Source organism: Deltaproteobacteria bacterium GWA2_45_12, assembly GCA_001797365.1.
Lineage (GTDB): Bacteria > UBA10199 > UBA10199 > UBA10199 > UBA10199 > UBA10199.
The window spans coordinates 64,548-88,858 of record MGPH01000028.1 but is presented as its reverse complement, the minus strand read 5'-3'; the positions used below and the strand labels follow the sequence as shown (position 1 = coordinate 88,858).

22 protein-coding genes are annotated in these 24,311 nt (G+C 42.9%); 14 read left to right on the top strand and 8 right to left on the bottom strand.

Annotation, left to right across the window (positions count from 1 at the left end):
* Nucleotides 1–219: 219 nt before the first annotated feature.
* The 5 genes from A2048_08035 (at nucleotide 220) to A2048_08015 (ending at nucleotide 5,734) form a co-directional block, all read left to right on the top strand.
* Complete coding sequence (locus tag A2048_08035; GenBank protein ID OGP09458.1) at nucleotides 220–561, top strand: hypothetical protein; 342 nt, start codon at nucleotides 220–222, stop codon at nucleotides 559–561.
* Between the two features lie 38 nt (nucleotides 562–599).
* Entirely contained in the window at nucleotides 600–1,493 is an 894-nt protein-coding gene (locus A2048_08030) for a hypothetical protein (GenBank protein ID OGP09457.1), read from the top strand.
* A 145-nt stretch (nucleotides 1,494–1,638) separates the two neighbouring features.
* A complete protein-coding gene (locus tag A2048_08025; GenBank protein ID OGP09456.1) occupies nucleotides 1,639–2,787 on the top strand; it encodes a hypothetical protein in 1,149 nt (382 codons plus the stop codon).
* Nucleotides 2,788–2,798: 11 nt separating this feature from the next.
* On the top strand, nucleotides 2,799–4,466 hold the full coding sequence (locus A2048_08020; protein ID OGP09455.1) for a hypothetical protein: 1,668 nt from the start codon (nucleotides 2,799–2,801) through the stop codon (nucleotides 4,464–4,466).
* 20 nt (nucleotides 4,467–4,486) lie between these two features.
* A complete protein-coding gene (locus A2048_08015) occupies nucleotides 4,487–5,734 on the top strand; it encodes a hypothetical protein (protein OGP09454.1) in 1,248 nt (415 codons plus the stop codon).
* Nucleotides 5,735–5,750: 16 nt separating this feature from the next.
* Here A2048_08015 and A2048_08010 read toward each other — a convergent pair whose 3' ends face one another.
* From A2048_08010 to A2048_08000, 3 genes are read right to left on the bottom strand one after another with little or no spacing between them, the layout of a single operon-like run.
* On the bottom strand, nucleotides 5,751–6,614 hold the full coding sequence (locus A2048_08010; GenBank protein OGP09453.1) for a hypothetical protein: 864 nt from the start codon (nucleotides 6,612–6,614) through the stop codon (nucleotides 5,751–5,753).
* Complete coding sequence (locus A2048_08005) at nucleotides 6,611–7,159, bottom strand: 3-octaprenyl-4-hydroxybenzoate carboxy-lyase (protein ID OGP09452.1); 549 nt, start codon at nucleotides 7,157–7,159, stop codon at nucleotides 6,611–6,613. Before A2048_08005 ends, A2048_08010 begins: the two co-directional genes overlap by 4 nt.
* Complete coding sequence (locus A2048_08000; protein OGP09451.1) at nucleotides 7,156–7,851, bottom strand: hypothetical protein; 696 nt, start codon at nucleotides 7,849–7,851, stop codon at nucleotides 7,156–7,158. The genes A2048_08005 and A2048_08000 overlap by 4 nt, the downstream gene beginning before the upstream one ends.
* Nucleotides 7,852–7,904: 53 nt before the next feature.
* Here A2048_08000 and A2048_07995 point away from each other — a divergent pair, with 53 nt between their 5' ends.
* Nucleotides 7,905–8,276: a hypothetical protein gene (locus tag A2048_07995; protein OGP09450.1), complete on the top strand. Its 372-nt coding sequence runs from the start codon at nucleotides 7,905–7,907 to the stop codon at nucleotides 8,274–8,276.
* 255 nt (nucleotides 8,277–8,531) lie between these two features.
* Nucleotides 8,532–8,990, top strand: a complete 459-nt coding sequence (locus A2048_07990) for a hypothetical protein (protein OGP09449.1) — start codon at nucleotides 8,532–8,534, stop codon at nucleotides 8,988–8,990.
* 86 nt (nucleotides 8,991–9,076) lie between these two features.
* On the opposite strand, the gene A2048_07985 is transcribed toward A2048_07990, so the two are convergent.
* The gene (locus tag A2048_07985; protein ID OGP09448.1) at nucleotides 9,077–11,632 is read right to left on the bottom strand and encodes a hypothetical protein; all 2,556 of its coding nucleotides are present in this window, start codon (nucleotides 11,630–11,632) and stop codon (nucleotides 9,077–9,079) included.
* A gap of 110 nt (nucleotides 11,633–11,742) precedes the next feature.
* Here A2048_07985 and A2048_07980 point away from each other — a divergent pair, with 110 nt between their 5' ends.
* From A2048_07980 to A2048_07950, 7 genes are all read left to right on the top strand, one after another.
* The gene (locus tag A2048_07980; protein ID OGP09447.1) at nucleotides 11,743–13,143 is read left to right on the top strand and encodes a hypothetical protein; all 1,401 of its coding nucleotides are present in this window, start codon (nucleotides 11,743–11,745) and stop codon (nucleotides 13,141–13,143) included.
* A gap of 85 nt (nucleotides 13,144–13,228) precedes the next feature.
* On the top strand, nucleotides 13,229–14,413 hold the full coding sequence (locus tag A2048_07975; GenBank protein OGP09446.1) for an alanine transaminase: 1,185 nt from the start codon (nucleotides 13,229–13,231) through the stop codon (nucleotides 14,411–14,413).
* Between the two features lie 128 nt (nucleotides 14,414–14,541).
* Nucleotides 14,542–15,843 carry a hypothetical protein gene (locus A2048_07970; GenBank protein ID OGP09445.1) on the top strand — a complete coding sequence of 434 codons (1,302 nt, stop codon included), beginning with the start codon at nucleotides 14,542–14,544 and terminating at the stop codon, nucleotides 15,841–15,843.
* A 3-nt stretch (nucleotides 15,844–15,846) separates the two neighbouring features.
* A complete protein-coding gene (locus A2048_07965) occupies nucleotides 15,847–16,899 on the top strand; it encodes a threonine synthase (GenBank protein OGP09444.1) in 1,053 nt (350 codons plus the stop codon).
* Between the two features lie 119 nt (nucleotides 16,900–17,018).
* Complete coding sequence (locus tag A2048_07960; protein ID OGP09443.1) at nucleotides 17,019–17,969, top strand: fructose-bisphosphatase, class II; 951 nt, start codon at nucleotides 17,019–17,021, stop codon at nucleotides 17,967–17,969.
* A gap of 44 nt (nucleotides 17,970–18,013) precedes the next feature.
* Entirely contained in the window at nucleotides 18,014–18,442 is a 429-nt protein-coding gene (locus A2048_07955) for a hypothetical protein (protein ID OGP09442.1), read from the top strand.
* Nucleotides 18,443–18,495: 53 nt separating this feature from the next.
* Entirely contained in the window at nucleotides 18,496–18,852 is a 357-nt protein-coding gene (locus A2048_07950; GenBank protein ID OGP09441.1) for a hypothetical protein, read from the top strand.
* On the opposite strand, the gene A2048_07945 is transcribed toward A2048_07950, so the two are convergent.
* From A2048_07945 to A2048_07930, 4 genes are all read right to left on the bottom strand, one after another.
* A complete protein-coding gene (locus A2048_07945) occupies nucleotides 18,839–20,818 on the bottom strand; it encodes a squalene--hopene cyclase (protein OGP09440.1) in 1,980 nt (659 codons plus the stop codon). The two genes, A2048_07950 and A2048_07945, sit on opposite strands and share 14 nt — an antisense overlap.
* Nucleotides 20,819–21,088: 270 nt before the next feature.
* Nucleotides 21,089–22,165 carry an aminofutalosine synthase MqnE gene (locus A2048_07940; GenBank protein OGP09439.1) on the bottom strand — a complete coding sequence of 359 codons (1,077 nt, stop codon included), beginning with the start codon at nucleotides 22,163–22,165 and terminating at the stop codon, nucleotides 21,089–21,091.
* A gap of 5 nt (nucleotides 22,166–22,170) precedes the next feature.
* On the bottom strand, nucleotides 22,171–22,902 hold the full coding sequence (locus A2048_07935) for a hypothetical protein (protein OGP09438.1): 732 nt from the start codon (nucleotides 22,900–22,902) through the stop codon (nucleotides 22,171–22,173).
* 33 nt (nucleotides 22,903–22,935) lie between these two features.
* Nucleotides 22,936–24,189, bottom strand: a complete 1,254-nt coding sequence (locus A2048_07930) for a hypothetical protein (GenBank protein OGP09437.1) — start codon at nucleotides 24,187–24,189, stop codon at nucleotides 22,936–22,938.
* Nucleotides 24,190–24,311: the final 122 nt, after the last annotated feature.

The window sequence follows — 24,311 nt, the reverse complement described above, 5'->3', positions numbered from 1 at the left end:
TGTGTTTGTTTTGGATTCCTTATCAGAACCCTATTCAATACCAGGTGAGGTCATCTTGCAATTTCAACTAGCTTTAGCATTCATCCGGAAACTGTACTTACAAACTATGATTGGGCTTCTCCCCAATATCCACCAAACCTTTCTGTCTTGCCCTCAAGGCATTTTAAGGATTTTGATACTTTGATAAGGAACCACCCCACGGATCCAGTCCTACATCTTTTGGCACATCCCTTTGTCGATGATGCCACTGTAGTGCATGTGCGTGCTCTAAATCCAAATCTTGCGGGAAAAATAGAAGCTAAAGAACAAGAAACTTATACACTTCCTTTGACTCCTGTTGACAAGGCAGGTTACGTAGAATATCCGGAGTATATTTTCCGTATTGTTGACGCTTTAAAAAAATCCAATCCTTCTTTAGAAGAATACAATATTTTGGGTGTCAAAGGTTTCTTGTTGGGAATGCCTGAAGAAAGAATGAGAATTCTTCTTCAAAGTATCACAAGAGATTGGGCTGATGCCGATGAAGTTCTGGCCCAATTCATGGAATGGTTGAAAACTTAGGTTGATCCTTTCTTCTGTGTTCATTACAATTCCTTCCCATGCAAAGAAATTTTTCATGGATATTAATCCTTCTTCTCTCCCTTTCGCTAGTCGCCGCCAAAAAAGAAAAGAAGGGAAAAAATATTCCACCGCCCTCCAAAGAAAAGGCCATGGAATATTACCAGGCCCATCAATTTGATGCCTCCCTGCTTGAATTTTTGCGTCTGGGGCAAAATCTGGATGAACAATCACAATATACTTTAGCTCTTAGCTATGCCCAAAAACAAATGCCGGGCGAAGCCGCAAACACCTTGAAGCCCTTGTTTGAAAAAGATGCGGCCTATATGACTTATCGCGTTCATTACGATAATGATCTGGCCTCTGTAAGGACGATGCCTGTCTTTAAAGATTTAATCACTCCTCTTGAAGTTCCTTTTTTACTCACAGACGAACAAACAGGGGATCGCCTGGCAGCCACAAGCGAAGGTTTGTATTTATTTCGTCATGGTCAAAAAATTCCGCTTAAAGAATTAAAAGATGCCAAGTTTGAAGTTTACAGACCGAATTCGGATCTTCTTTTATATTTATGGAACCAGACCCTTGTGAATGAAACATCTCTAGAACCTGCCACAAAAACTTTTTCCGGAATCAATCTTTATTCGTGTGAAAAAAAGGAGGGGATGAATCTTTATCAGGGAGAAGGGCCCGTGGGACCTTTTTATCCTTCTTCCATAGGGGATAAAACAGCAGTGATCTATCAAATACCGGGTAAAATTATTGTCATTGCAGTAGGTGGAGCCTTCGGAATGAGCCCACTGGCCCAGTTTGATGGTCAAATTGTTTCGGTGGATACCAATATGGGAGCGGTTGATTATGATGAACCCACGGGCAAAAAAGATGAAAAAGTGCGAAAGCAATTTGTTTTAAGCCAGGTTCTAGGACTATCCAATTAAAGGTTCCGCCTTCTTTAAAAAGAAACAATTTTAATAAAATCAATAACTTATCATTTGACCCCTCTGTTTTTTTGGTTGCTAAAACGTTCGAAATCCTTTAAAAAGAACGAACTTTTCTAAAAGGAAAGCCGATAAGAGATACTCTATGAAACTTCTGTTCATCAATTACGAGTTTCCTCCTTTAGGAGGGGGTGGGGGACGCGCCAACGCTCAAATGGCCAAAGAGATGGCGGCTCTGGGACACGATGTTCTTGTCTTAACTTCAAAATTTAAAGATTTGCCCTCACAGGAAGAAAAAGAGGGGTATCGCATTGTTCGTATTCCGACACTTCGTAAACACAAGGAAAAATGCCGCATCTACGAAATGGCCGCCTTCATGGTTTCCTCTTTTTTCCATACTTTAAAATGGGTCCGCTCTTTCAGACCGGATCGTACCATTGCTTTTTTTACCATTCCCTGCGGACCTTCAGCTTATTTGGCCAAACTTGTTTATAAGGTGCCTTATATTATTTCTTTGCGCGGGGGGGATGTCCCCGGCTTCATGAAAGAACAGCTGGCCCTTTATCACACCCTTTTACTTCCCGTTATTCGCTTCCTGTGGCGCAAAGCCCTTTATGTTGTGGCCAACAGTGAAGGATTAAAAGAAATGGCTTCCAAGGCGGAAAGAAAAGTGCCCATTGAAATGATTCCCAACGGTGTGGACACCTCTCTTTTCCGTTTAAATCTCTCAGAAGATGAAATATCCCTACAAAATTTTAATCCTGAAAAATTCAATATCTTAAGTGTGGGCCGAATGACTCCTCAAAAGGGCTTTGATGTGCTTCTTGAAGCCATGCTTCAATTAAAGGATAAAGGCCTTCCCATTCATCTCACCCTTGTTGGGGATGGCCCCGAAAGAAAAGATCTTGAAACCATGGTAAGGACTTTTGGTTTGAAACATTTTGTGAGCTTTGCTGGCTGGATTGAACAAGAGGGGCTCAAGAATTTTTATGCCAAGGCCGATTTGTTTGTTCTGCCTTCACTTTATGAGGGAATGCCCAATGTTGTTTTGGAGGCCATGGCTGCAGGGCTTCCTGTTATCGCCACAGACATTGCCGGCTCGCGGGAAATTGTTTTGGAAGGTGAAAATGGATATCTTGTTTCCCCGGGGGACGCCCAAAAACTGGCAGAAAAAATCATCCATTTAGCCCATAAAAATGATCTTTTAGATACCATGGCCAAAGCTTCCCAGCGCATGGCCCTTGATTTTAATTGGCAGACCGTGGCCAAGGGTTATCTGGAACTTTGCGGATAATTTCCTTGCCTATGCAACAATCCCCTTATCGTGCTCTCTCCGAAAGCTTCTGGTTCCCGTGCCTTTTGGCCTTTTTGCTTCGAACTCCTTCCTTTTTTGTCAATCATTACAATGTTGATGAAATCACCAACTTTATTTTTTCCAAATTTATTTTGGATGGAAGACTCTCGAGTCAGTGGCTTTTAGGCAACACTTATTATCTGACCTATGGATTCTATATTGTTATTTCCCGGATTTTTGGTTCGTACAATCTGGTCGCCTTGCACATGGCTCATGCCGTTTGGGTGTCGCTTACCACCTTCTTTATTTATTGGGCAGGTCGTGAATTAAACCAAAAAAACAAGGGTGGGTTTTGGGCTGCCACTTTTTATGCCGTTTTTTCAGTTGCTTTCTTAAGCAAGGATTTTCATGCGGCCTTGGCAGAAAGCCTGTCCCTGTTACCTGCGGCAATGAGCCTTTTTTGTTTTTTAAGGGCCATGCGCACCAAGGAAAAGGCGGCCTTTGTCTTGGCGGGATTTTGTGTTGGCTTGTCGGCTCTCTTTAAAGCTCCGTCAGGCATCATGGTTCTTCCCATGATCCTGGTAGCCCTTGTGATTGAAGGCTCGTGGCTTGTTATCATCAGTTGCATTGCTTGTGGCCTGATTTTGGCCCTGGCTTTTCCCTTTGCCTTTATAGAAGACCCTGTGGCCGGTTTCTTCATGGCCATAAAAAATATCACGAATGTAAAAGAAGGGTACATCCGGGCTTATGACAATATCGGTTTTGCTTATTTATTCGCCAAACTGGCCTTAAGATCCTTTTTGCTCGCCCTTGCCGCTTTTCCTTTGTGGTTCATGGCTTTTGGGGCTGTACGAAAATTTTTCCTGAAAAAAGCTGAAATCATTTACCTGGTCATGACTTTTTTGTGTTTATTTGTGGTCACCACTTTGGGGAAAAGGGTGTTTTTTCATTATTTTGTATTTTTACTGCCCACACTTGCCTTACTGGCCTCTGTTTCAATGATCTCTAAACTAAAAGAAGGAGTCCCCAATCTCCTTTTAAAAGGTTTTGCCCTTTATACTTTTATTTCCGTGGCCGGTTTTTCAGCCGATGGTCTTTTTCAATTCAGTCTGAAAAACGAGATTTCCCAAAAAGTGATCGATGAAGTGATTCAAACAACCAAACCCTCCGATCGAATTTATGTCTGGGGATTGGCCCCCCAGATTTATTTTTATTCAAAGCGAGAGGCAGCCAGCACCCAAATATGGGCTGATAAGCTGGCCGGTTTTTCTCCGGGTTCCCCTGCCATGGAATACATGCGTGCCACAGGAAAAACACTTACCCTCCCCGACAGTATCATCCAGGACTTAAGACTGGGGGATCATCAAGGTGAATTAAGACAGGCGCCCAAAGCCCTGGCCCATTCGTTAAATGAAAAAGAACTTTTGACCATTGCAGAAATTTTAGACAGTATCAGCCCTGAAAACTGGAAAAAGCTGATAAGTGATTTTTTTGTGCGTCCCCCCGTGTTATTTTTGGATACATCGGGCGCTAATCACCGAAATTTTGGAACTTACCCTGTATCCCGCTACGAGTTGTTGCAAAAATTTCTTTACGACAACCATTATGTTCGCCGAAAAACGGTAGAAGGGATCGATTTCTATTATTTGTCACCTTCAGCACTTGATCGTAAACCATAGTTTCATTAGAATAACACCCGATGTTCAAGTTTTCTTCCCCACGCAAAAAACATTACGATTACGAACAAGTTTTTAAAAAAATCATGCTTCAACTTGAAACTTTGGAGCGCGGTTCGGATAACATTGATATTATCTTACGTACCGTGCTTAACGTCGTTGAAGCTTCTCATGGTTCCTTGTTTGTCTATCAATCCGAATCCAACACATTCATTTTAAAAAAATGGCTGGGAGAAAAGCCCATTAACGTATCCATTGCAGGGGATTATGAGTTTATCAACTATCTCAAACAAACACAGTCCGTGGTTCTTAAAGATGAAACCGTTCATGAACAACGCTACGTCGACATCCGCTCGGCAGCCGTCCATTATTTCACCCAAATTTCGTGTGTGGCTGTTGTACCTCTTATTTTAAATGGTCAATGGGTGGCCCTTTTGAATGTGGGGCGCTCCCTTCATCAAAGTGAATACCAGGAAGATGACAAGACCATTTTGCATCTCTTGGCTTATTGGCTGGCCCACAATATCTCCAATGCCCTTTTGTATAACAGGGTCATCAACCAAAACAAGAAACTCGCTGAAATGACCGAGCTTAAAAGCCAGCTCATGGCCAATGTCACCCACGAATTAAGAACCCCCCTCAACGGAATTTTGGGCATGACCGATCTCATCATGGAAGAAGCCGATGGCCCCATCAACGAAGATCAAAAACGCCATCTTTCCATGATAAAATCGGCCGGCGAGTCCCTTTTGGAGATTGTGGACAATATTCTTTCCCTGATTAAAGTTGAATCCCACAAGCAGGAACTGGATGTCAAAAAGATCAATATCTCCAAAATGATTCAGGAAGTGGCTTTATTGTTTGAAGGGATCATCACTTCCAAAAATAACGAGTTTCAATGTTTTGTGCATGAACATTTACCCATCTATGGCGACGAAGAACAGGTGCGCATTGTCTTGATGAATCTGTTGGGGAACGCTGTCAAGTTCACCGATGGGGGCCAGATAGAGGTTCATGTGGGGCGAAGCGGGGAAATGGCAAAAATTTGTGTCAAGGATACCGGCGTGGGCATTCAAGAATCCGATCACGAAAAGATTTTTGAGGAGTTTTGTCAGGGAAACGGTTCCATCGAAAGAACCTACGGGGGTGCAGGGCTGGGGCTATCCGTGGCCAAAAAAATCGTTGAACTGCACGGGGGGCGTATCTGGGTTGATTCAATCCTTGGTAAAGGTTCCGAATTTTATTTTACACTTCCCACTAAACCCGCTTAAGAACTTCTTCTCAAATTTACCCAATTATTTTATCCATTAAAAACCCGACCAGGTAAATCATTCCCACAAATCCGTTCACGGTAAAAAAAGCCGCATTCACTTTTGACAAATCATGGGCTTTGACAAGGGTGTGCTCATAAACAAGAAGGACGGCCACAACAAGGACAGTCACCGAATAGATACTCCCCAAATTTCCATAGAGGGGAAGAAGGCCCAACAAAATGACCGTTAAAAAATGAAAAAAACGGGAAACAACTAATCCACGCGCAAGTCCCAGTTTTACGATTAATGAATGAAGTCCTTCTTTTTTGTCGTGGGCATAATCCTGTGTGGCATAAATCATGTCGAAACCGGCCACCCAAAACAAGACCGCTCCTCCCAAGACAATGGGAAATGGAGCAAGAGTTCCCGTAACAGCAATCCAGCTGGCAATGGGGGCAATGCCCAAAGATAACCCCAAAAAAACTTGAGCGGCAGATGTAAATCTTTTGGTGAAAGAGTAAAAATAGATAATACCCAAAGCCACAGGAGAAAGGAGAAGGGTTAGACGGTTGAATAATGAACTTGTCCCTACAAACAAAAGGGCATTGATAATACAAAAAATGAAAACAAATTTGCGGCTCACTAAACCCGCAGGGATATGACGTGTGGCCGTTCGACTGTTTTTTGAATCAATTTTTGCATCGACAAGTCTGTTAAAGGACATGGCCGTATTGCGGGCCAGGATCATGGCCACCACAATTAAAATGAATAATCGCCATCCGGGCCAGCCCCCAGACGCTTCAAAAAGAGAAACCAAGGCGAAGGGGATTGCAAAAATCGAATGCGAAAACTTGATCATTCCAAATGTGTGTCTGATGGATTGAAGCCTCTTTTTCATTCTTCCTTCCAGCGTTTCATGAGATGGTTCTCAAAGCCCAAATGATCCAGTACTCTTGCCGTGACCGTGGCTGCCAAGGCATCTACAGTTTGTGGGTGGCTATAATAAGAAGGAATGGCGGGGATAATGGTGGCTCCAGCCAGGGATAACAATTTCAAATTTTCAATGTGGATGAGGGAAAAAGGGGTATCTCTTGGAACCAGAATAAGTTTTCGTTTTTCTTTCAAGAAAACATCGGCAGCCCGGGTAATGACATCACCAGAAACCCCATGGGCGATGCGTCCCAAAGTTCCCATGCTGCAGGGAATAACAACCATGGCATCAAATCGGGCTGAACCGGAAACAAAAGGAACGTTAAAATTTTTATTGTCACAAAGGACAAAACCAAACTCGTGGATGTTTAAGCCTGTTTCATCTTTAAAAATGGCTGCCCCATTATCAGAACAGACGACAAAAACTTCGTGTCTGGTTTCCTTTAAAAATTGAAGAACCTGCCTGGCATAAATGGATCCACTGGCCCCCGTAATGGCAACAACAATTTTCATGACTTCACTCCCACAACAAGGGAACTAATACCCATAAAGTAATGAATACTGTCCTCACTTCTGATATTTTGTTTTTTGAAGAGTTCTTTTAACTCATTTGTGGTTAAAAACCCTTTCACGGAATCATTGAGATATTGATAAGCTTGGCGATTCCCTGAAATAACTCCTCCCACCAAGGGAAGCAAAAACTGTCCGTAAGTCGTATGGAAAAGTTTTGAAAAAATATTGGCTGGCTTGAAGAAATCGAGAATGAGGACTTCTCCTCCTTTTTTAAGGACACGGTTTATTTCGAAAAGCCCTTTTTGTTTGTCGTCGAGATTACGAAACCCATAACCGCAAAAAACAAGATCAAAAAAATCATCAGGAAAGGGCATTTTGAGAGCATCGGCACAATGAAGGGATACCTGATTTTGAAATTGGGGAGGGATTTTTTTCTTTCCCACTTCCAGCATGTTTTGGGAAAAATCAAGGGCATGAACCCGGGCTTTGGGAAAAGATTCAAGAAAAGTAAGGGTTAAGTCCAAGGTGCCGGCACATAAATCAAGGGCCACCAAGGGAGTATCAGGAGAAGCCTTGATTGTTTTTACGGTTTTTTTTCGCCATCTTTTATCGACATTAAAACTAAGCAAGTGATTTAATTTGTCGTAAGTGGGAGAGATATCATTAAAAAGTTTTTTAATCGTGTCACTCATGGGAATTTTCCAAAACCTGTAAGAAGTTGACGGATAACGGGCAAGCCTATAACATGGCGATATCTTTAAAGACAAGTTTTATGACAAACCCCATAACCAAAAGCGATATCTTAAAAAAATATAAGGAGCTCCCACGAAAAGAAAAAGAAATCATTGGGTCTTCCCTTGTGAAAGTGAATATGGGCGTGGGTTTACCCGCTGACTTAAAACGGATAGCCAGTTTTCTCAAAGGCAGCCTCTACATTGCCAAGCCGGGATTTTTGGATGACATCATTCAAGTTTTACATGATGAAAGTCCCAAAATTTCAACAAGCTCCTTAAGCATGCCTGAAGAACCCTCCATTGACCCTGCCGTTCAAGGCCTCACCAGTTACAACGAAGACGAAGTCACCACCACCAAAGCCTCTCATAGGGAAATTAAATAAGTAGTTCATTTTTTTCGACCTGTTCTCTTCAGAAGAAAACTTAAAAAAAACTTAAAAATGGCCATTGCTTCAAATGTCATTTGATTGACAAATTCTCATTTTAAGAAGAAGTTTTTTCCCATTTTTCTCGTATGGATTCGACGTAACTAACTTAAGCCCATAAATTAATTCAAGATTTATAAATAAAATTCTTGGCATCTTAATTGCTTATTCCTTTGGAAGGATTGTTTTTAACAATTAAACCAGGGAGAACCTATGAAGAAATATTTTTTATTTTTTGTCTTGATGACACTTACAATGAGTTTGACTCATGCTCAAGCAAAGCAGGCATCCAGAAACATTACCCCCAAAACAAACAGTAACTTTAATGTAGTGCCTGTGGGGGATATAGCGGCTGATGTTACAGCCCATGAGAATACTCCCCCCGTATGTGTCACCAACAACGCCAATGTTAATCAGATAGAAATAGATATGCGAAGTAGGCTTTATTTGGGATGTAGTTATAATGACGACTTGAAAATCATGTGTGGCGTGAGAATCGAGGCATCTGATAAGGTAGTCAATTATGCAGGGCTATCGATTGCTGATGCTTTAGCACTTTATGAATCTGTCAGGCAAAGTCGGGATGGCGGCGGCTCCACTCTCAATTTATGCCGTGGGCCTGTGCCAAACGTTCCCGTACCCGGCTTAACCATCATTGATATCACGAATTAACTCGCCAAATATTTTTTACATCCGGGCAGATATCCATCTGCCCGGATTTGGTTTTCAATTTTCTTATATCCAAATCCACAAATTGTTTATGGCCGGATTAAAGCCAGGCAGTAGGCATTCAGTCTTAAATATTTTCGGGCCACTTGCAGAATATCTCCTGAAGTCACTTCGTAAATTTTATGGACGTAATCGTCATATTCCTTCAGGGGATTTCCATACAAAGTGTCAAACAGAAGTTGGGAACATTGGGTGTCGTTCCGTTGCAATTCAATTTCATGGTTACCGGCAATATAGTTTTGCGCTCTTTCCAATTCTTCCTTTTCAACGGGAATGTCTTTTAATTTTTGAAGTTCGTGGAGTATTCCCTGGGTGGCTTTTTCAACCTTGCTTGGATCACAGCCCATATAAACACCCATGTACCCAGGCTCCAAGCCCTCGGTGTGCATGGCGCTTACAGTATAGGCGAGCGACTGTTTGTCCCTTAATTCCAAAAACAACCTTCCTCCCATCCCCGACAAAATATTATTCATGACTTCAAGAGCAAAACGATCTCGACTCTTAAGTGTGGTTCCCAAAAAACCCAGTATTAAGTGGGCTTGCATCTTATTTTTACGGATAATTTTCTGCCTGAGGGTGCCAGAAGCTTTCTCTGCTTTAATATTGGGCTTTTTTCTAGGATTGGCAGGCAAACTTCCCAGCGTTTCTTGAAGATAGTCTAGGATTTCATCCGTTTGGAAATCTCCCACAACGCTTGCCACCATCTGTCCAGGCACCAAGAGAGATTTGTAAAATTTTGCCAAGCTATCAGGCTTAAAGGTAGAAATCAGTTTCTTGGAGCCCAAGATGGGCATGCCGTAAGGGTGATGGGGATAAAGAAGCATTTCAAAAGTTTTTACAGCCAAACTCCCCAGGGAATCTTCCTGATTCTTGATTGCTTCCAAGGTAAGCTTTTTTTCTTTTGATAATTCTTCAGGATCAAAGAAAGGATGCAAGATAAGGTCAGTAAACAGGTCGAAACCGATGCTCTTTTTTGAAGACAAAAAAGCCGCATTCACTCCCCATGAGTTTTTGCCGGCAAAGGCTTGAACATGCCCGGACATTTGTTCGGAAAGTTCGGCTATTTTCAATGAAGTTTTGGTTGTGGTTCCCTTCTCTAAAACTCCAAAAGTAAGGTTGGATATCCCATTATTTTTTCTTGTTTCGTAACGTAACCCTCCCAGCCCCGCACATTTCATGCTCATTAAAGGAAGTCTGCTGTTTTGTTTTAAAACAATTTGCAGACCATTGGATAATTTGTATTTTTGGATGTCTTTGTATTCTTCAATCAGTTTTGCTTTTTGTTTTGTAGTCTTTGAGGTTTTCCATTTTAAAGATTGTGTCGAAACCTTATTCGAATCTGAATGAAGAAGGGTGAGAAAACAAGCCTCTGTATTCAGATATTTTTGGGCAACACGCCGGATCTCTTCCGGCGTTACTGCATGCAGGCGTTTCATGTAAATGGATTCGAAGGCAAAATCGTCCCCCGTCGTTTCATAGGAAATCCATTTGCGGGCCGTTCCCTCGCATGTTTCTTTTTCATAAACAAGGCTGGCCTCCATCCCTTGCTTGGCGCGTTCCAGTTGTTCTTGGGGGATGAGGTTTGCCCGAACATGGTTTATTTCGGCATGAATGGCAGGCAGGACCGATTCCAGATTCTCATCAGGAATATTGGCATCAATCACAAAAATACCGGGGTAGCGGGGGGTATAGGCAGAAGCATGGACTGCATTGACGAGTTTTTTTTCTTCTTTTACTTTTTGATAAAGTCGCGAAGTTTCGGAGCCGCCCAAATAATGGGCCATCAAATCGATGGCAGGCACATCCTCATGCAAAAATGCGGGCACAGGAAAAGCGATATTCAAATAATTTCCCTGAATATTACGAGACTCTTTTTTGGTGCGTACAATCGACAAGGGGGGCTCAAGATTTAAATTGGGGCGGCAAAGGGGCTTTTCCTTGTATTCCAAAAATTCCGCTTTGATGAATTGTAGAAGTGCCTCTTCATCAACGTCTCCACAAACTCCCAAAACAATATTGTTGGGGACATACCATGAATGATAAAAATTTTTGACGACGGAAGCCGTAAAACTTTTCACGGTATGATCAAAACCAATCACCGGCCGACCATAGGTGTGGGTTTGATAAGCCAGAGAAAACAAGATTTGGCCTAAATAACGTTGGGGGTTATCCAACCCTCGCCTTATTTCTTCCAAAATCACTTCCTGTTCACGGGCCAGTTCTTCAGGGTCGATGGTGGCCTCAAACAACATTTCACGTATCAGTTTAAGTCCGGTATGCAAATGCCTGGAAGGAAGGTTGATATAGTAAACGGTTTGATCAAAGGATGTGTAAGCATTTAAGTCCCCCCCACAGCCTTCAACAATACTTGAGATGGCCCCAGGCCCATAGGATTTTGTCCCCTTAAAAACCATATGCTCCAAGACATGGCTTAATCCCGCTTCTTTGTCGCTTTCCCAGGCACTGCCTATTTTAACTCCGGCATAAAGGGAGACCACCGGAGAAGTGCCAGTTTTTTCAAAAATGACCTTTAATCCATTATTAAGAATATGAACTTGAGGAGAAGTTTTGTCTTGTTGCGTCATAAAGAGCCCCGTCAATAATTTTATTCGTACATTTTTCAGTCAAGAAGTTTGACCACTGCCCATCTATAATATAGAATTTACACATCTAATTAAAACAAGGATAAAATTCAATGAATTCTAAGAAAATTCTTCTTATTGAGGACGACCCCACCTTACGTAATGCCATTGAGGCTTTTCTTATCAAACAGGGATATGAACTTCGTGTCTATGATAATGTTTCAAAAGCCATGAAAGAGGTAGGGCCGGATTGTCATCTTATTTTAAGTGATGTCATGATGCCGGGGCTTACAGGATATGATCTTTTGGGGTATGTTCGAAAACATTTTCCAACCATTCCGGTTATTCTGATGACCGGTTATGGCACAATCGAAAAAGCCGTCGAAGCCATGAAAAATGGGGCCTATGATTTTTTGATCAAACCTTTTTCCCTGAACGTTTTGGAAATGGCCTTGAAATCGGCCTTTCTGGATTTTCCGCATGATCTCCCAGGAGAAACAAAAAATACTGAAAAATATCCAACGGCCCAAATCAAGGCCAGTGACCGGTTCCTTGCCAGTAATATAAAGATGAAGGAGATTTTATCAAACCTTCGACGTATTGCCCAAAGCAAGGCCACAGTGCTTATTCAAGGCGAATCAGGCACCGGCAAAGAGCTCATCGCGCAGATGATTCACGAATTTAGTCCCCGAGCAAACCGTATTTTCGTCGCCATTAATTGCGCAGCCATGCCGGACACACTTTTGGAATCAGAATTATTTGGCCATGAAAAAGGGTCCTTTACCGGAGCCGTGGCCAGACAAATCGGCAAATTTGAGCTTTCAAACAATGGCACCATTTTATTAGATGAAATCAGCGAAATGAGCCTGAGCATGCAAACCAAGCTCTTACGCGTTTTGCAGGAATGCGAGATTTATCGTGTGGGGGGCACGCAACCGGTTCCCCTTAATTTAAGGGTGATCTGCACTACCAATCGCGATTTGCATCAGTACACCAAACAGGGAAATTTCAGGGAAGATCTCTACTATCGTATTAATGTCATTCCCATCACCCTTCCTCCCCTAAGGGAAAGAGGGGACGATGTTTTGTTCATGGCGCGTGAAATGATCAACGAATTTTCAATTCTACATGCCCGAAAATCCCCTGAGTTGGATGAAAGTGCCAAACAAAAAATTCTTTCCCACCCATGGGTTGGAAATGTGCGTGAACTTCGCAATGCGATGGAACGTGCCGTCCTCGTTGGCAGTTTTGATGTCATTGAAAATGGGGCTATTTTGTTACCCAATGAAAAAACAAACCGCATTTCCCAAGGACCGGCTGCTGACTATGTAGAACCGGGCCTAAGCCTGGCTGAAATTGAAAAACGGGTCATCCTGACAACGCTCGACCGTTTTCATGGCAATCGCACAAAAACGGCCAACGAACTTGGCATTTCCCTGCGCACACTTCGAAACAAACTCAAAACTTACGGTGTCGCGGGTGATTCCATGTCGGGAAAACTGGATGCGATTTAAAAGATTTCCCTTAAAGAAATATTTCCAAAATGAAACCTTTGAAATGTTTGACAAAAACAATCTTCTGAACGAATAATGCTCCCTCATGGTTTCTTCTTCATCTCAAGTTGTTTTCCCCCGCTTAACACGGCTTCCTCCCTATGTTCTTGGTCAGGTGACACAACAAATGACCGAACAACGCCAAAAAGGGGATGATGTCATTAATATGGGCATGGGGAATCCGGACCTTCCTACTCCGCAATTCATTGTCGATAAACTTCTGGAAGCCGCCCAAAAACCAAAAAATCATCGATACTCTGTTTCTCGTGGCATCCCCAAATTACGCAAGGCCATTTGTGATTGGTATAAACGCCACTACGATGTTGATCTTGATTGGGACAGGGAAGCCATTGCCACCATGGGAGCCAAAGAGGGTTTCTCGCATCTCATTCTGGCCACAACCCAACCGGGGGATATTGTGCTGGTGCCCAACCCCAGTTATCCCATCCATATTTATGCTCCCGTCATTTCAGGTGCCGATATCCGCGGGATCCGCATGGATGATTTTGAAAATTTCTTTCCCAATTTGGAAAGATCCCTGAAAACCATTTTCCCAAAACCAAAATTCCTTGTTCTTTCATTTCCATCCAATCCGACAACCCATGTGGTAGACCTGCCTTTTTTTGAAAAGGTTATTGAGTTTGCCAAAGAAAACCAGATTTATGTCATTCATGATTTGGCCTATGCCGATCTCACCTTTGATGGATACAAAGCTCCCAGTATTCTTCAAGTAAAGGGTGCCAAGGATATTGCTGTAGAACTTTACTCACTTTCCAAGGGATATAGCATGCCTGGCTGGCGCGTCGCCTTTATGTGCGGGAACAAAGACCTGATCGCCGCTCTTCAAAAATTAAAAAGTTATTTTGATTATGGAATGTTTCAACCCATTCAAATTGCCGCTACCGTGGCATTAAATGGTCCCGAATCTTATTGTCACACTATTTGTGAAATCTATCGCAAAAGAAGGGATGTCCTTTGTGAAGGCCTTACTAAAGCTGGCTGGACTATTGAAAAACCAAAGGCCACCATGTTTGTGTGGGCCAAAATTCCTGAAAAATTCAAGTCGTTGGGTTCACTCGAATTTAGTAAATTACTTCTTAAAGAAACCAAGGTGTGTGTTTCTCCCGGTATTGGGTTTGGCGAGTATGGCGAAGGTTATGTCCGTTTTGCCCTGGTCGAAAATGAAAAACGTATTGCCCAAGCCGTAAGGGGAATTAAAAAAATAGTGTAGGGGCGAACCTTGCCCGCCCGCCTTTGGAGGGTGTTCGCCTGTGAATGGTAGTGACAGGTCGCGACCTGTCACTACAAGGGCGAACACGAGGTTCGCCCGTACAGACCGTACAGAAATGAGAGTTTCCCATGAGTCGTGTTCCACAAATAAATATTGGTCTATTTGGTTTTGGCACCGTTGGCGCCCAAGTATACAAGGTACTTGAAAAAAACCATGCCCTTATTACCCAAAGATTGGGTTTTCCTCTCACCATTAAAAAAGTATGTGATCCTGACCCCAAAAAGAAGGGGCTTCTTCCAAGCACTATTCTTGTCACCAAACCTGGCGAGGTACTCGACGATCCTGAAATTTCCATCATCGTTGAATTAATCGGGGATAGACCGGTGGCCAAGGAAGTCATTTTGCAAAGTATCGACCTTGGCAAACATGTGGTCACAGCCAACAAGGCTGTTTTAGCCAAGCATGGGGACGAAATTTATCAAGCGGCAGCCAAGCACGAAGTCGATATCCGCTTTGAGGCCGCTGTGGCGGGATCCATTCCCATTTTAAGGGCTATGCGTGAAGGTTTTGCGGCTGACCACATCCAATCCATTTTGGGAATTATCAACGGAACCTCCAATTATATTTTGAGTGAAATTTCTGAAAAGAAAAAACCTTTTGAAGATGTTTTAAAAGAGGCCCAAAAAGCGGGTTATGCTGAAGCCAACCCCGCCTCAGATATTGAAGGGACCGATACAGCGCATAAATTATGTATTTTAATTGCATTAGGGTATGGCCAATTTGTTCCCCTTGATAAAATTCATACAGAGGGAATCACGGACATTACAGCTTTTGACATCGAAATGGCCGAAAAATTTGGATACACCATCAAACTCTTGGCCATCGCCAAACAGATCAATGCTGAAATTGAAGCACGGGTACATCCCACCTTGATTTCTTCAAAGCATATGCTGGCCTCTGTCAAAGGGGCCTTTAATGCCATCATGTTACAGGGAGAATTTTTTGGTCCCTCCCTTTTTTACGGGTTGGGAGCAGGGGGCCCACCAACAGCAACAGCGGTTATTTCCGACATTATCGAAATTGCCCGAAATATTGCCAATCGGACCCAAGGTGTTCCTCCTTTGGGGATTCCCATCGATAAAATTCAGAAAGCAAAATTAAAATCCATGGAGGAAATTGAATGCCCTTATTATTTGAGATTTAACGCTTTGGACAAACCGGGGGTTTTTGCCAAAATAGCCCATATCCTGGGGCAACATCAAATTAGCATATCTTCAGTTGTGCAAGAGGGAAGGGAAGAAGGGAAAGAAGTGCCCATTGTTGTGCTCACCCACAAAGCCAAGGAAAAACATCTCCGTCAGGCTTTGGAACAAATTAACAGTCTGCCGGTTGTCACAAAAAAAACCCTTCTGTTACGAATTGAAAACTAGTTTATGAATTATCCCGGACTTATTCACCGTTATCACTCTTATCTTCCTGTTCAACACGAATCGATTATTACCTTATTGGAAGGCAACACACCTTTGTTGCGGGCCCATAATCTTGAACGTGTTCTAAAACTGGGTTGCCCCCTTTACTTAAAGTATGAGGGCCTTAATCCCACAGCCTCTTTTAAAGACAGGGGAATGACTTATGCTGTTTCAAAAGCCGTGGAAGCGGGTGCCAAGGCCATTATTTGCGCTTCAACCGGAAACACTTCGGCTTCAGCAGCCGCCTATGCGGCACGGGCCAATTTAAAATGCGTTGTTCTAATTCCAGAAGGGAACATTGCTTACGGAAAATTATCACAAGCCATGATTCACGGGGCCAAGGTCATCCAGATTAAGGGCAATTTCGATGAAGCCTTGAAAATGGTTTTGGAAATTGGAAAAAATTATCCCATTGAAATTGTAAACTCGGTAAACCCTCATCGTTTGCAAGGACAAAAAACGGCCGCTTTTGAAGTTTGTGAGGCTCTTGGAGACGCCCCAACCCATCATTTTCTTCCCGTGGGAAATGCCGGGAATATTTCTGCTTATTGGATGGGTTATCAAGAATGGTTTTGTGCAAAAAAATCCTCCCGTAAACCAAAAATGATGGGTTTTCAAGCGGCAAAGGCGGCCCCCCTTGTTTTGGGAAAACCCGTCCCCAACCCACAAACGATTGCCACAGCCATTCGTATTGGAAATCCTGCTTCCTGGAATACAGCTATTTTATCCAGGGACCAATCAGGAGGAATGATTGACAAAATAACCGATGCTGAGATAGTTCGAACCTATAAGCTTATTGCAGCCACGGAGGGTTATTTTTGTGAGCCGGCATCCGCCATTTCGGTGGCAGGTGTCATTAAAACAAACAAAGCAAAACCTTTTATCCGTGATGATTTGATTGTCTGCACCCTTACAGGGCATGGTCTTAAAGACCCGGATACGGCCATTAAGAATTCGATCAAACCGGTGACTTGCGAAATGAATTTTAAAAAAGTGATAAAACATTTGGGAATTTGAAAAAGGAATTCGGGAGTCAGGAGTCAGAAGTCAGAAATCAGGATTCAGAAGTCGGAATAAAAACTTCCCCCTTCTGACTCCTGACTTCTGGCTCCTGAATTCTTTCTTCCGCTACATCTATGGATCGTAACCTAGGATTAGAAGCCGTGCGGGCTACCGAAGCCGCTGCCATTTCATCAGCCCGGCTTATGGGGCGTGGAAATAATATTGCTGCCGACCAAGCCGCCGTGGATGCAATGCGAAGGGTTTTAGGGTCGCTTGATTTTATTGGAACCGTTGTCATTGGGGAAGGGGAGCGCGATGAAGCCCCCATGCTCTATATCGGAGAAAAGCTGGGAAAAGGAAGCGCAAAGGTGGATATCGCGGTGGACCCTCTTGAAGGAACCAATCTGTGTGCCACGGGGGCTGCCAATGCCATTTCAGTGATTGCCCTAGCCGAAGAAGGCCAGTTTTTAAATGCCCCTGACACCTACATGGAAAAAATTGCCGTGGGGCGCATGGCTAAAGGGGTGATCAATCTTTCCAAATCACCCTCATGGAACCTGGCTGAAATTGCCAAAGCCAAAGAATGCAATGTGGAAGATCTCACCTCGATCATTCTTGATCGTCCCCGTCATGAAGAACTGATTCGTGAAGTGCGTGAATCAGGAGCCCGCATCAAATTAATTGCCGATGGGGACGTTTCAGCCGCCATAGCCACTTGTTTTAAAGAAACAGGTGTGGATGTTCTTATGGGAATTGGCGGATCCCCCGAAGGTGTAATTGCTGCGGCAGCTCTTCGTTGCGTTAACGGAGACATGCAGGGTAAACTCAAATTCAGAAATGATAGTGAACGTGCCCGAGCAAAAAAAATGGGCATCACTGACGAAAATAAAATTTATAGTTTGGAAGAACTGGCTTCCGGAAGTGTGATGTTTGCAGCAACAGGGGTCACCAATGGGGACTTTTTAAAAGGGGTGCGGTTTTTTGGAGGCGGATGTTCCACACATTCGGTTGTGATGCGTTCCAAAACAGGAACCATCCGTTATATTGAAGCCATTCACCATTTCGAAACAAAACCTGTTTATTAATTTGTAGGGACCCCGCATCGCGGGGTCCCTACAGGGGAATTTTTATGGCCAAAGCCCAGGAATCCATTGAAATTAAAGCGAGTCCCGATGCCTGTTATAAAGTGATTACCGACTACGAAGCTTATCCGGAATTTCTGAAGGAAACAGTGGCAGTTTCGGTCGACAAAAAATCGGGAAATAATTTTGAAGTCACTTTCACCTTACAGATTGTCAAAAAATTTTCTTACACACTTAAAATGGTGGGTAAGCCGGGCAAAGAAATTAACTGGACCTTTGTCAAAGGGGAATTCATGAAGGACAACAAAGGGGGCTGGATTTTGGAAGAAGTTAAAAAAGGGGTGACCAAAGCCACTTATGGCGTTGAGCTGCATCTGGGCTTATTGGTTCCCGGAGCCGTTGCAAAGATGCTTGTTGAAAAAAGTTTGCCAACCATGTTGAAGGCCTTTAAGGAACGGATTGAAAATAGAAAATGAGTTATGAGTTATGAGAAAGATTTTTTATCTCATAACTCATCATCTTTTTTTTAATGACTGAAAAAAACACATCATTATCTTGGACCGATCTAGCAAAAAAAGTGGTGACCACGGGCTTGGGCTCGGCTTCCTTTGCACGCGATATGGTTTTAAATGGTGAGTTCCAAAGAGAAATTGTTGCCTCCATTTTGACAAAGCTTGAAAAACGGAAAGAAGATGTGTTGGATATTTTAGCCAAGGAAGTTTCCAAATTTCTTGGAAAAATAAATGTTTCAGAAGAAGTTGCCAAAGCGCTGCAAGGTTTGGTCATTCACTTAAACGCCTCAATTGATTTCAATAAAAAAGCCCATGGGAAAGGGGTGACTCCACGTGTTCAAGTCCTTAAAGCAAAAACCGTTAAAAAGAAGTAGGGGCTTGTTGAAATTTTCTGTATTTTCCCAACGCCAGTAGTGGGAAATAATGTCGATACCCGTGATAGCGAATGTAAAAATGGCGGGGGAACCCCGTTCCCGTGTGTTCCCATTCTGTCCACGAACCATCCCCATTTTGGGTTTCAATTAAAAACCGGGCCGCTTGTGCGGCCTGTTTACTTGCGCCTTCTCCGGCAGCCAATAACCCCATAAGAGCCCACGCCGTTTGCGAAGCGGTTGATTTGTTCAAGGGAACATAATTATTTTCATCATAAGAACGACAGCTCTCACCAAAACCGCCATCTTCGTTTTGAATACTTTTAAGCCATAAAACGGCTTTTTGAATCCTTTCAGATTGCATATCATAGCCAATGGCCCTTAAACCCTGCAACACACACCAGGTACCATAAATATAATTGACTCCCCAACGACCCAACCAAGCACCACTGGAATGCTGCTCCTTTTCCAAAAAGGCAATGGCCTTGGAGACCACGGAAGAATTTTTTGTAAAACCATTTTGCGATAAAAGTTCAAGCATGCGTGCGGTGATATCGGCAGAAGGTTGATCCAGACAGGCTTTGTAATCAGAAAAGGGGATTTGGTTTAAAATTTCTTTGGTATTGTCCTTATCAAAAGCGGCCCAACCTCCGTTTTTGGATTGCATGGAAAGGACCCAACTTAAACCCCGGCTAAGAGGAGTTTTTAATTCATCGGGGTTAAGTCCCATCTTTTGCAAAAAAAGAAGTACTTCAATGGTGTCATCCACATCAGGAAAATAATCGTTTTCAAATTCAAAAGACCATCCTCCTGCCAATGCGTTTTTATTTTTAACAGCCCAGTCCCCATACACATTGAGAATTTGTTTTGAAATAAGCCAGCGAGCTGCTTTTATTAAAGAGGGATTTTTCTCCCCCAAACCTGCCTCTAAAAGCGCCATTCCCATCCAAGGAGTGTCCCAAACAGGGGAAACACAGCATTGCTGATAGCTCCCATGTTGGGGGATGTTGATTTTTTCGGGAAGTTCACCAATGAGGGCGGCATGAGGAAGGGCTATGCGAAATTTTTTTAAGGCATGGAGACATTTTTGAATGCCTGGGTCTGAAAGGGGGTATCCCAAACTAAAAAGAGCCATGGCTGCATTGGCTAAAGCCGGAAAAATGTCTTCAGTTCGGTCAACATGCTTACGGATCCAAGTTTCACACCTCAACAATGATCTTTTTCTTAAAGGAATTATATTTAAATTATTGAAATACTTAAGTATTTTGTCGTTAAATAAGAGTGCCTTTTCAAGTAAGGAAGGGCTTGAAGAACCTTTAAAAGCCCACGAAATTTGCTCTTCACAAACAAGTTCATCAAGAAATCCATCCGGTAATTTGTGAATCCGTTTTTGATCCAGAATGATCAGCAAAGGAACAATGGTGGCCCTGGCCCAACTGGAAAATTCATAGATATTAACCGAAAATTTATTGGGCGCCATGATAAACCATACGGGCATGGCTGGGCATGCATTCCAGGGAATAATTCCAAACTGGGCCAATGTAATACGGGTAAAAATACGGCACTGTGAAAGCCCTCCATGATTTCGGACAAACTCCTGGGCTTTCACCATAACCGGGTCTTGGGGCGATAGGCCTGATAATTTGAGGGCAAAATAGCATTCCATCGTATTACTTAGATCGCCCGGGCCTTCAAAATAGGTGGGCCAGGAACCATCTAAGGTCTGGGAAGCTTTTATACGATTTGCCAGCTGGTCTTGAAACCCCAAATCAACCGCATTTAAATAATGCATCAGAAAAATACTGGCCGCGTTAATCGATTCATTGGCTTCAAGGGTATACCACCAATAACCATCGGCACTTTGGTGGGAAAGCATCAAAGAAGAAGCTTTATCAATCGCTTCATTTAAATTTTGAAATATTTCCGGAGAAGCTTTGTAAAGAGTGAGCGGGCTTTGAAAATGGCTCATATAAATTCCGACAAATGTTATGTCGTATAATATATATTATGTAAACTTAGGCTGTTTTAAGACAGGCCTAAGTTTACATAATATAATGCGAGATAACCAGTCAGCACTTTCTAACAAGGACACCCTGAGCTTGCCCCGCATACGGGGTCCCGCTACGCGGTGATCGAAGGGTCATTCTGGGATAATATTGGCTCATTTATATCAAGAATCATGGTTCGACGGGGCTCACCATGTCCAACCAGTTACAATGCGAGAAAGAATCGCGCTGAATCAGATTATAATTTCGCGATATAAAGAATCGCGCTGAACCGGTCTGCGGCCTGCTTCGCGGATGAGTTTGATAATATTTGCTTCGGGTAAATCTTCCGGACTGGTGGCTCCCGCCATGTGTGTGATGTTTTCATCAATGACGGTGCCATGAAAATCATCGGCACCAAAAGACTGCGCCATTTGGGCTGTGTCCACCCCCGACATCACCCAATACGCTTTGATATGGCGAACATTATCCATATACAAACGGGCAATGGCCAGGGTTTTTAAGTCGTCAATGGCGCTTGTATAGCCCTTGGCTTCGTATTCGGTATCTTTGGGGTTAAACGCCAAAGGAATAAAGGACAAAAAACCTTCTGTTTCATCCTGAAGCTGGCGAATGCGTCTCATATGGTCAATGCGGTGCTTTAATTGTTCTACATGTCCATAAAGCATGGTCGCATTGGTTTTTAAGCCCAGGCTATGGGCTAATTTGTGGGTTGTAATCCAGTGTTCGGCAGACCCTTTTGGGCCGCAAATTTCCTTACGCACTTCCTCGTCAAAAATTTCAGCCCCCCCACCAGGCATGGAATCAAGCCCCGCCCGCAACAATTCTTCAAAAACCTGCCGTTCCGTTTTTCGAAATTTTTTGGAAAAATAACGAATCTCTGCTGCTGTAAAAGCCTTTACATGAATGGAGGGTGTCTCTTTTTTTAAAGCCCGCATCAGACCCGTATAAAATTCCCAGGGATGGGTTGGATGAAAACCACCCACAATATGAACCTCGGTAATGCCGCGTACCAAGCCTTCCTTGGCACGGCGAACAATTTCATCAATGGAAAATTCAAAGCTGCCTTCCTCACCCTTTTTCTTGGCAAAAGCACAAAATTTACACTTAATCGCGCACACATTGGAATAATCAATATGGCGATTCACAATGTAATAAGTCTTGTCTTGATGAATATTTTCCCGAACCACGTTGGCTAACCTGCCCAGTTCAAAGATATTATCAACAGAATAAAGGGATAGGGCTTCTGCTTCGGTAAGGCGCTTCCCTTCCAGAATATTTTTTTTAACTTGTGAAATAATTGAACTCATGAGGACTAGTGCAAAATTTTAACCGGGGCCCCATGATTGATGTTGGTGTGATCCTGCTGCTCAAATTTCCTGATCTGGCCTTCAAGAAACCCCATCATTTTTTCAACACGCCGGGTACAATCCAGCATTTCGAGCAGATTTTGTTTTTCTTTGGGCGAAGGTAAAAAATAAAAAGCGATAAAATCAGCCAAATGATGCGGCGTTTTAAAGATGTTTACATAGTCCATAAGATGATCTTGCAAATCGGGATTTAAAAAGACCCAGCGTTTAGCCAAAAGGGAAAGCTCTCTTTTATACTGATTTTCAAGGATCTGGTTGGCAAAAGGAATATCGGTAAGCTGGCAGGCCTTGGCCTTTAAATAAGGTTCTTTTTGGATGTACTCCACAATTTTTAACCGCTTCACCCCTTCCACACAGACATCTTTGCGGCCATCGGGATAGTATTGAATGATATTTATTTTCCCGGCGCCACATATGGTGCTGTTCTGTTTTTCTCCGTTAGGGAGAGCCCGGCTTAAGCTAAGCGCTACTGGAGTGCTCGTGGTAATCGCCTCATCAGTCATTTGCTTGTAGCGGTCCTCAAAAATATGCAACGGCAACACGACCCCCGGTAATAAAACAACATTGGGGAGCGGAAATACACACACATCTTCGGTTTGACTGTTTGTTTCCATGGTTAAATGATGATCCGTCTTTTGAAAACGACCAATAAAATCTTTTAAAAAGGGTAATCTCACGAAGAGCTTTATAGTCAGGAAGAACAACGGCTGTCAAGCCAGGGCTGGCTGGCATAAAATACCGGGAAAAGCTGTTTGGAAAAGTTGTTTGGCTTCTTCAATGGACGCAAAATCACGTGGGAAACAAATCACTTCGTAACGAAGTTCCGGACAAAAACTGACCTTCCCATCAAAGGAGGCAATGCTTTTAAATTGATTACGCAATTTTTCGGCAACCAAATTGGCCAGATCAGGTGTCACACGATTAAGCATAAGGAGGGCATGCCCTGTTTCTCCTTTGGCCACCAAGTCGGTATGACGAACCCTGTTCTTGATAAACAACCCCAAGTTATTGACAAGACTTGCCGTAAAAATGGGCCCGTACTCATCGGCCAAGGCTCCTAAATTATCAATGGTCAATTTAATGATCGCCATTTCTTCACGATGCTTGGCCGCCATCCTCATTTCACGCTCTGCCAGTCCAAAGAAAATGGCAGGCAAGTAGAGACCTGTTTGTTCATCGCGCAACCTAACGACTTCCGGGGTTTCTGAAACGGTTAAATCTTGATAAATACGACTTATCAGTTCTTTTTCATGACGAATGCAAACCGCATCATTTTTCAGTTTGTCCTTGTTAAAAACGGGAGCCTCCGAAACAAAAATAATGGGAATCTTTTGATGGGGCATTTGTTCATTCATTTGTGAAACAATCCCCTGGCTATTCTCGTTCCAGGCCTGAACATCCCATAAAATGCCATCCAATCCCTCACTGGTCATGGCCATTATTTTCTCTTTGGAGGAAGGGGGCATGGTTGAATGAATCCTGAAACCATAGTTCTTTAAAATAAGTTCCACTTGGGTGCTCAAATAGGCCTGTTTGCTGATGATGGCCAAAGAAGGCTTTTCCAAAAATAGTCTTTCCTGCATCATATTTTTTACTTTTTGTTTCAAATTTTGGGAAATAATCGAACCGTTATAAAAACGGATATTTGGCCAATTCAAACTACGCCATTGATTAATTTCTTTCACTGTTTTTGTGATCACAAGACTTACAATCTTCATCTGATCTAGATAAGCTTTTAATTGCGAAAAGTTTTCAAAATTTTCTAACTGGGAAAAATGAGACCCATTGATGATAATCAACCGGGGATGCTGGTTTGTAATAAATGAAAAAAAATCAGGAAGACTAGTAAAAGAATCAAATGAAATGGGTTCGTTTTCAAAGAGTCGTTGAAAGTAAGCCGCAAACTCGGGCTCACCAAAAACACCAACCCCTTCAACAATAGAATGGAATTCCCCCTTATTCACTAACCTCTCCCCCTCCCCCCACAACAAGGCTAAGTGTACAATTTTTGACGATTTATTGTCACTGACAAATTATCAACAATTCTATTCTCTTCTATCGCAGTGCATTAAAGTATAAAATTCTC

What these genes read in the sequence shown, in the direction of transcription:
- A2048_08020 (OGP09455.1), top strand. Translation starts at nt 2,799, where the DNA reads ATGCAACAATCCCCTTATCGTGCTCTCTCCGAAAGCTTCTGGTTCCCG.
- A2048_08000 (OGP09451.1), bottom strand. Translation starts at nt 7,851, where the DNA reads ATGAGTGACACGATTAAAAAACTTTTTAATGATATCTCTCCCACTTAC.
- A2048_07980 (OGP09447.1), top strand. Translation starts at nt 11,743, where the DNA reads ATGAATTCTAAGAAAATTCTTCTTATTGAGGACGACCCCACCTTACGT.
- A2048_08010 (OGP09453.1), bottom strand. Translation starts at nt 6,614, where the DNA reads ATGAAAAAGAGGCTTCAATCCATCAGACACACATTTGGAATGATCAAG.
- A2048_07960 (OGP09443.1), top strand. Translation starts at nt 17,019, where the DNA reads ATGGATCGTAACCTAGGATTAGAAGCCGTGCGGGCTACCGAAGCCGCT.
- A2048_07975 (OGP09446.1), top strand. Translation starts at nt 13,229, where the DNA reads ATGGTTTCTTCTTCATCTCAAGTTGTTTTCCCCCGCTTAACACGGCTT.
- A2048_07945 (OGP09440.1), bottom strand. Translation starts at nt 20,818, where the DNA reads ATGAGCCATTTTCAAAGCCCGCTCACTCTTTACAAAGCTTCTCCGGAA.
- A2048_07990 (OGP09449.1), top strand. Translation starts at nt 8,532, where the DNA reads ATGAAGAAATATTTTTTATTTTTTGTCTTGATGACACTTACAATGAGT.
- A2048_08005 (OGP09452.1), bottom strand. Translation starts at nt 7,159, where the DNA reads ATGAAAATTGTTGTTGCCATTACGGGGGCCAGTGGATCCATTTATGCC.
- A2048_07955 (OGP09442.1), top strand. Translation starts at nt 18,014, where the DNA reads ATGGCCAAAGCCCAGGAATCCATTGAAATTAAAGCGAGTCCCGATGCC.
- A2048_07985 (OGP09448.1), bottom strand. Translation starts at nt 11,632, where the DNA reads ATGACGCAACAAGACAAAACTTCTCCTCAAGTTCATATTCTTAATAAT.
- A2048_07965 (OGP09444.1), top strand. Translation starts at nt 15,847, where the DNA reads ATGAATTATCCCGGACTTATTCACCGTTATCACTCTTATCTTCCTGTT.
- A2048_07950 (OGP09441.1), top strand. Translation starts at nt 18,496, where the DNA reads ATGACTGAAAAAAACACATCATTATCTTGGACCGATCTAGCAAAAAAA.
- A2048_07940 (OGP09439.1), bottom strand. Translation starts at nt 22,165, where the DNA reads ATGAGTTCAATTATTTCACAAGTTAAAAAAAATATTCTGGAAGGGAAG.
- A2048_08015 (OGP09454.1), top strand. Translation starts at nt 4,487, where the DNA reads ATGTTCAAGTTTTCTTCCCCACGCAAAAAACATTACGATTACGAACAA.
- A2048_07995 (OGP09450.1), top strand. Translation starts at nt 7,905, where the DNA reads ATGGCGATATCTTTAAAGACAAGTTTTATGACAAACCCCATAACCAAA.
- A2048_07970 (OGP09445.1), top strand. Translation starts at nt 14,542, where the DNA reads ATGAGTCGTGTTCCACAAATAAATATTGGTCTATTTGGTTTTGGCACC.
- A2048_08025 (OGP09456.1), top strand. Translation starts at nt 1,639, where the DNA reads ATGAAACTTCTGTTCATCAATTACGAGTTTCCTCCTTTAGGAGGGGGT.
- A2048_08030 (OGP09457.1), top strand. Translation starts at nt 600, where the DNA reads ATGCAAAGAAATTTTTCATGGATATTAATCCTTCTTCTCTCCCTTTCG.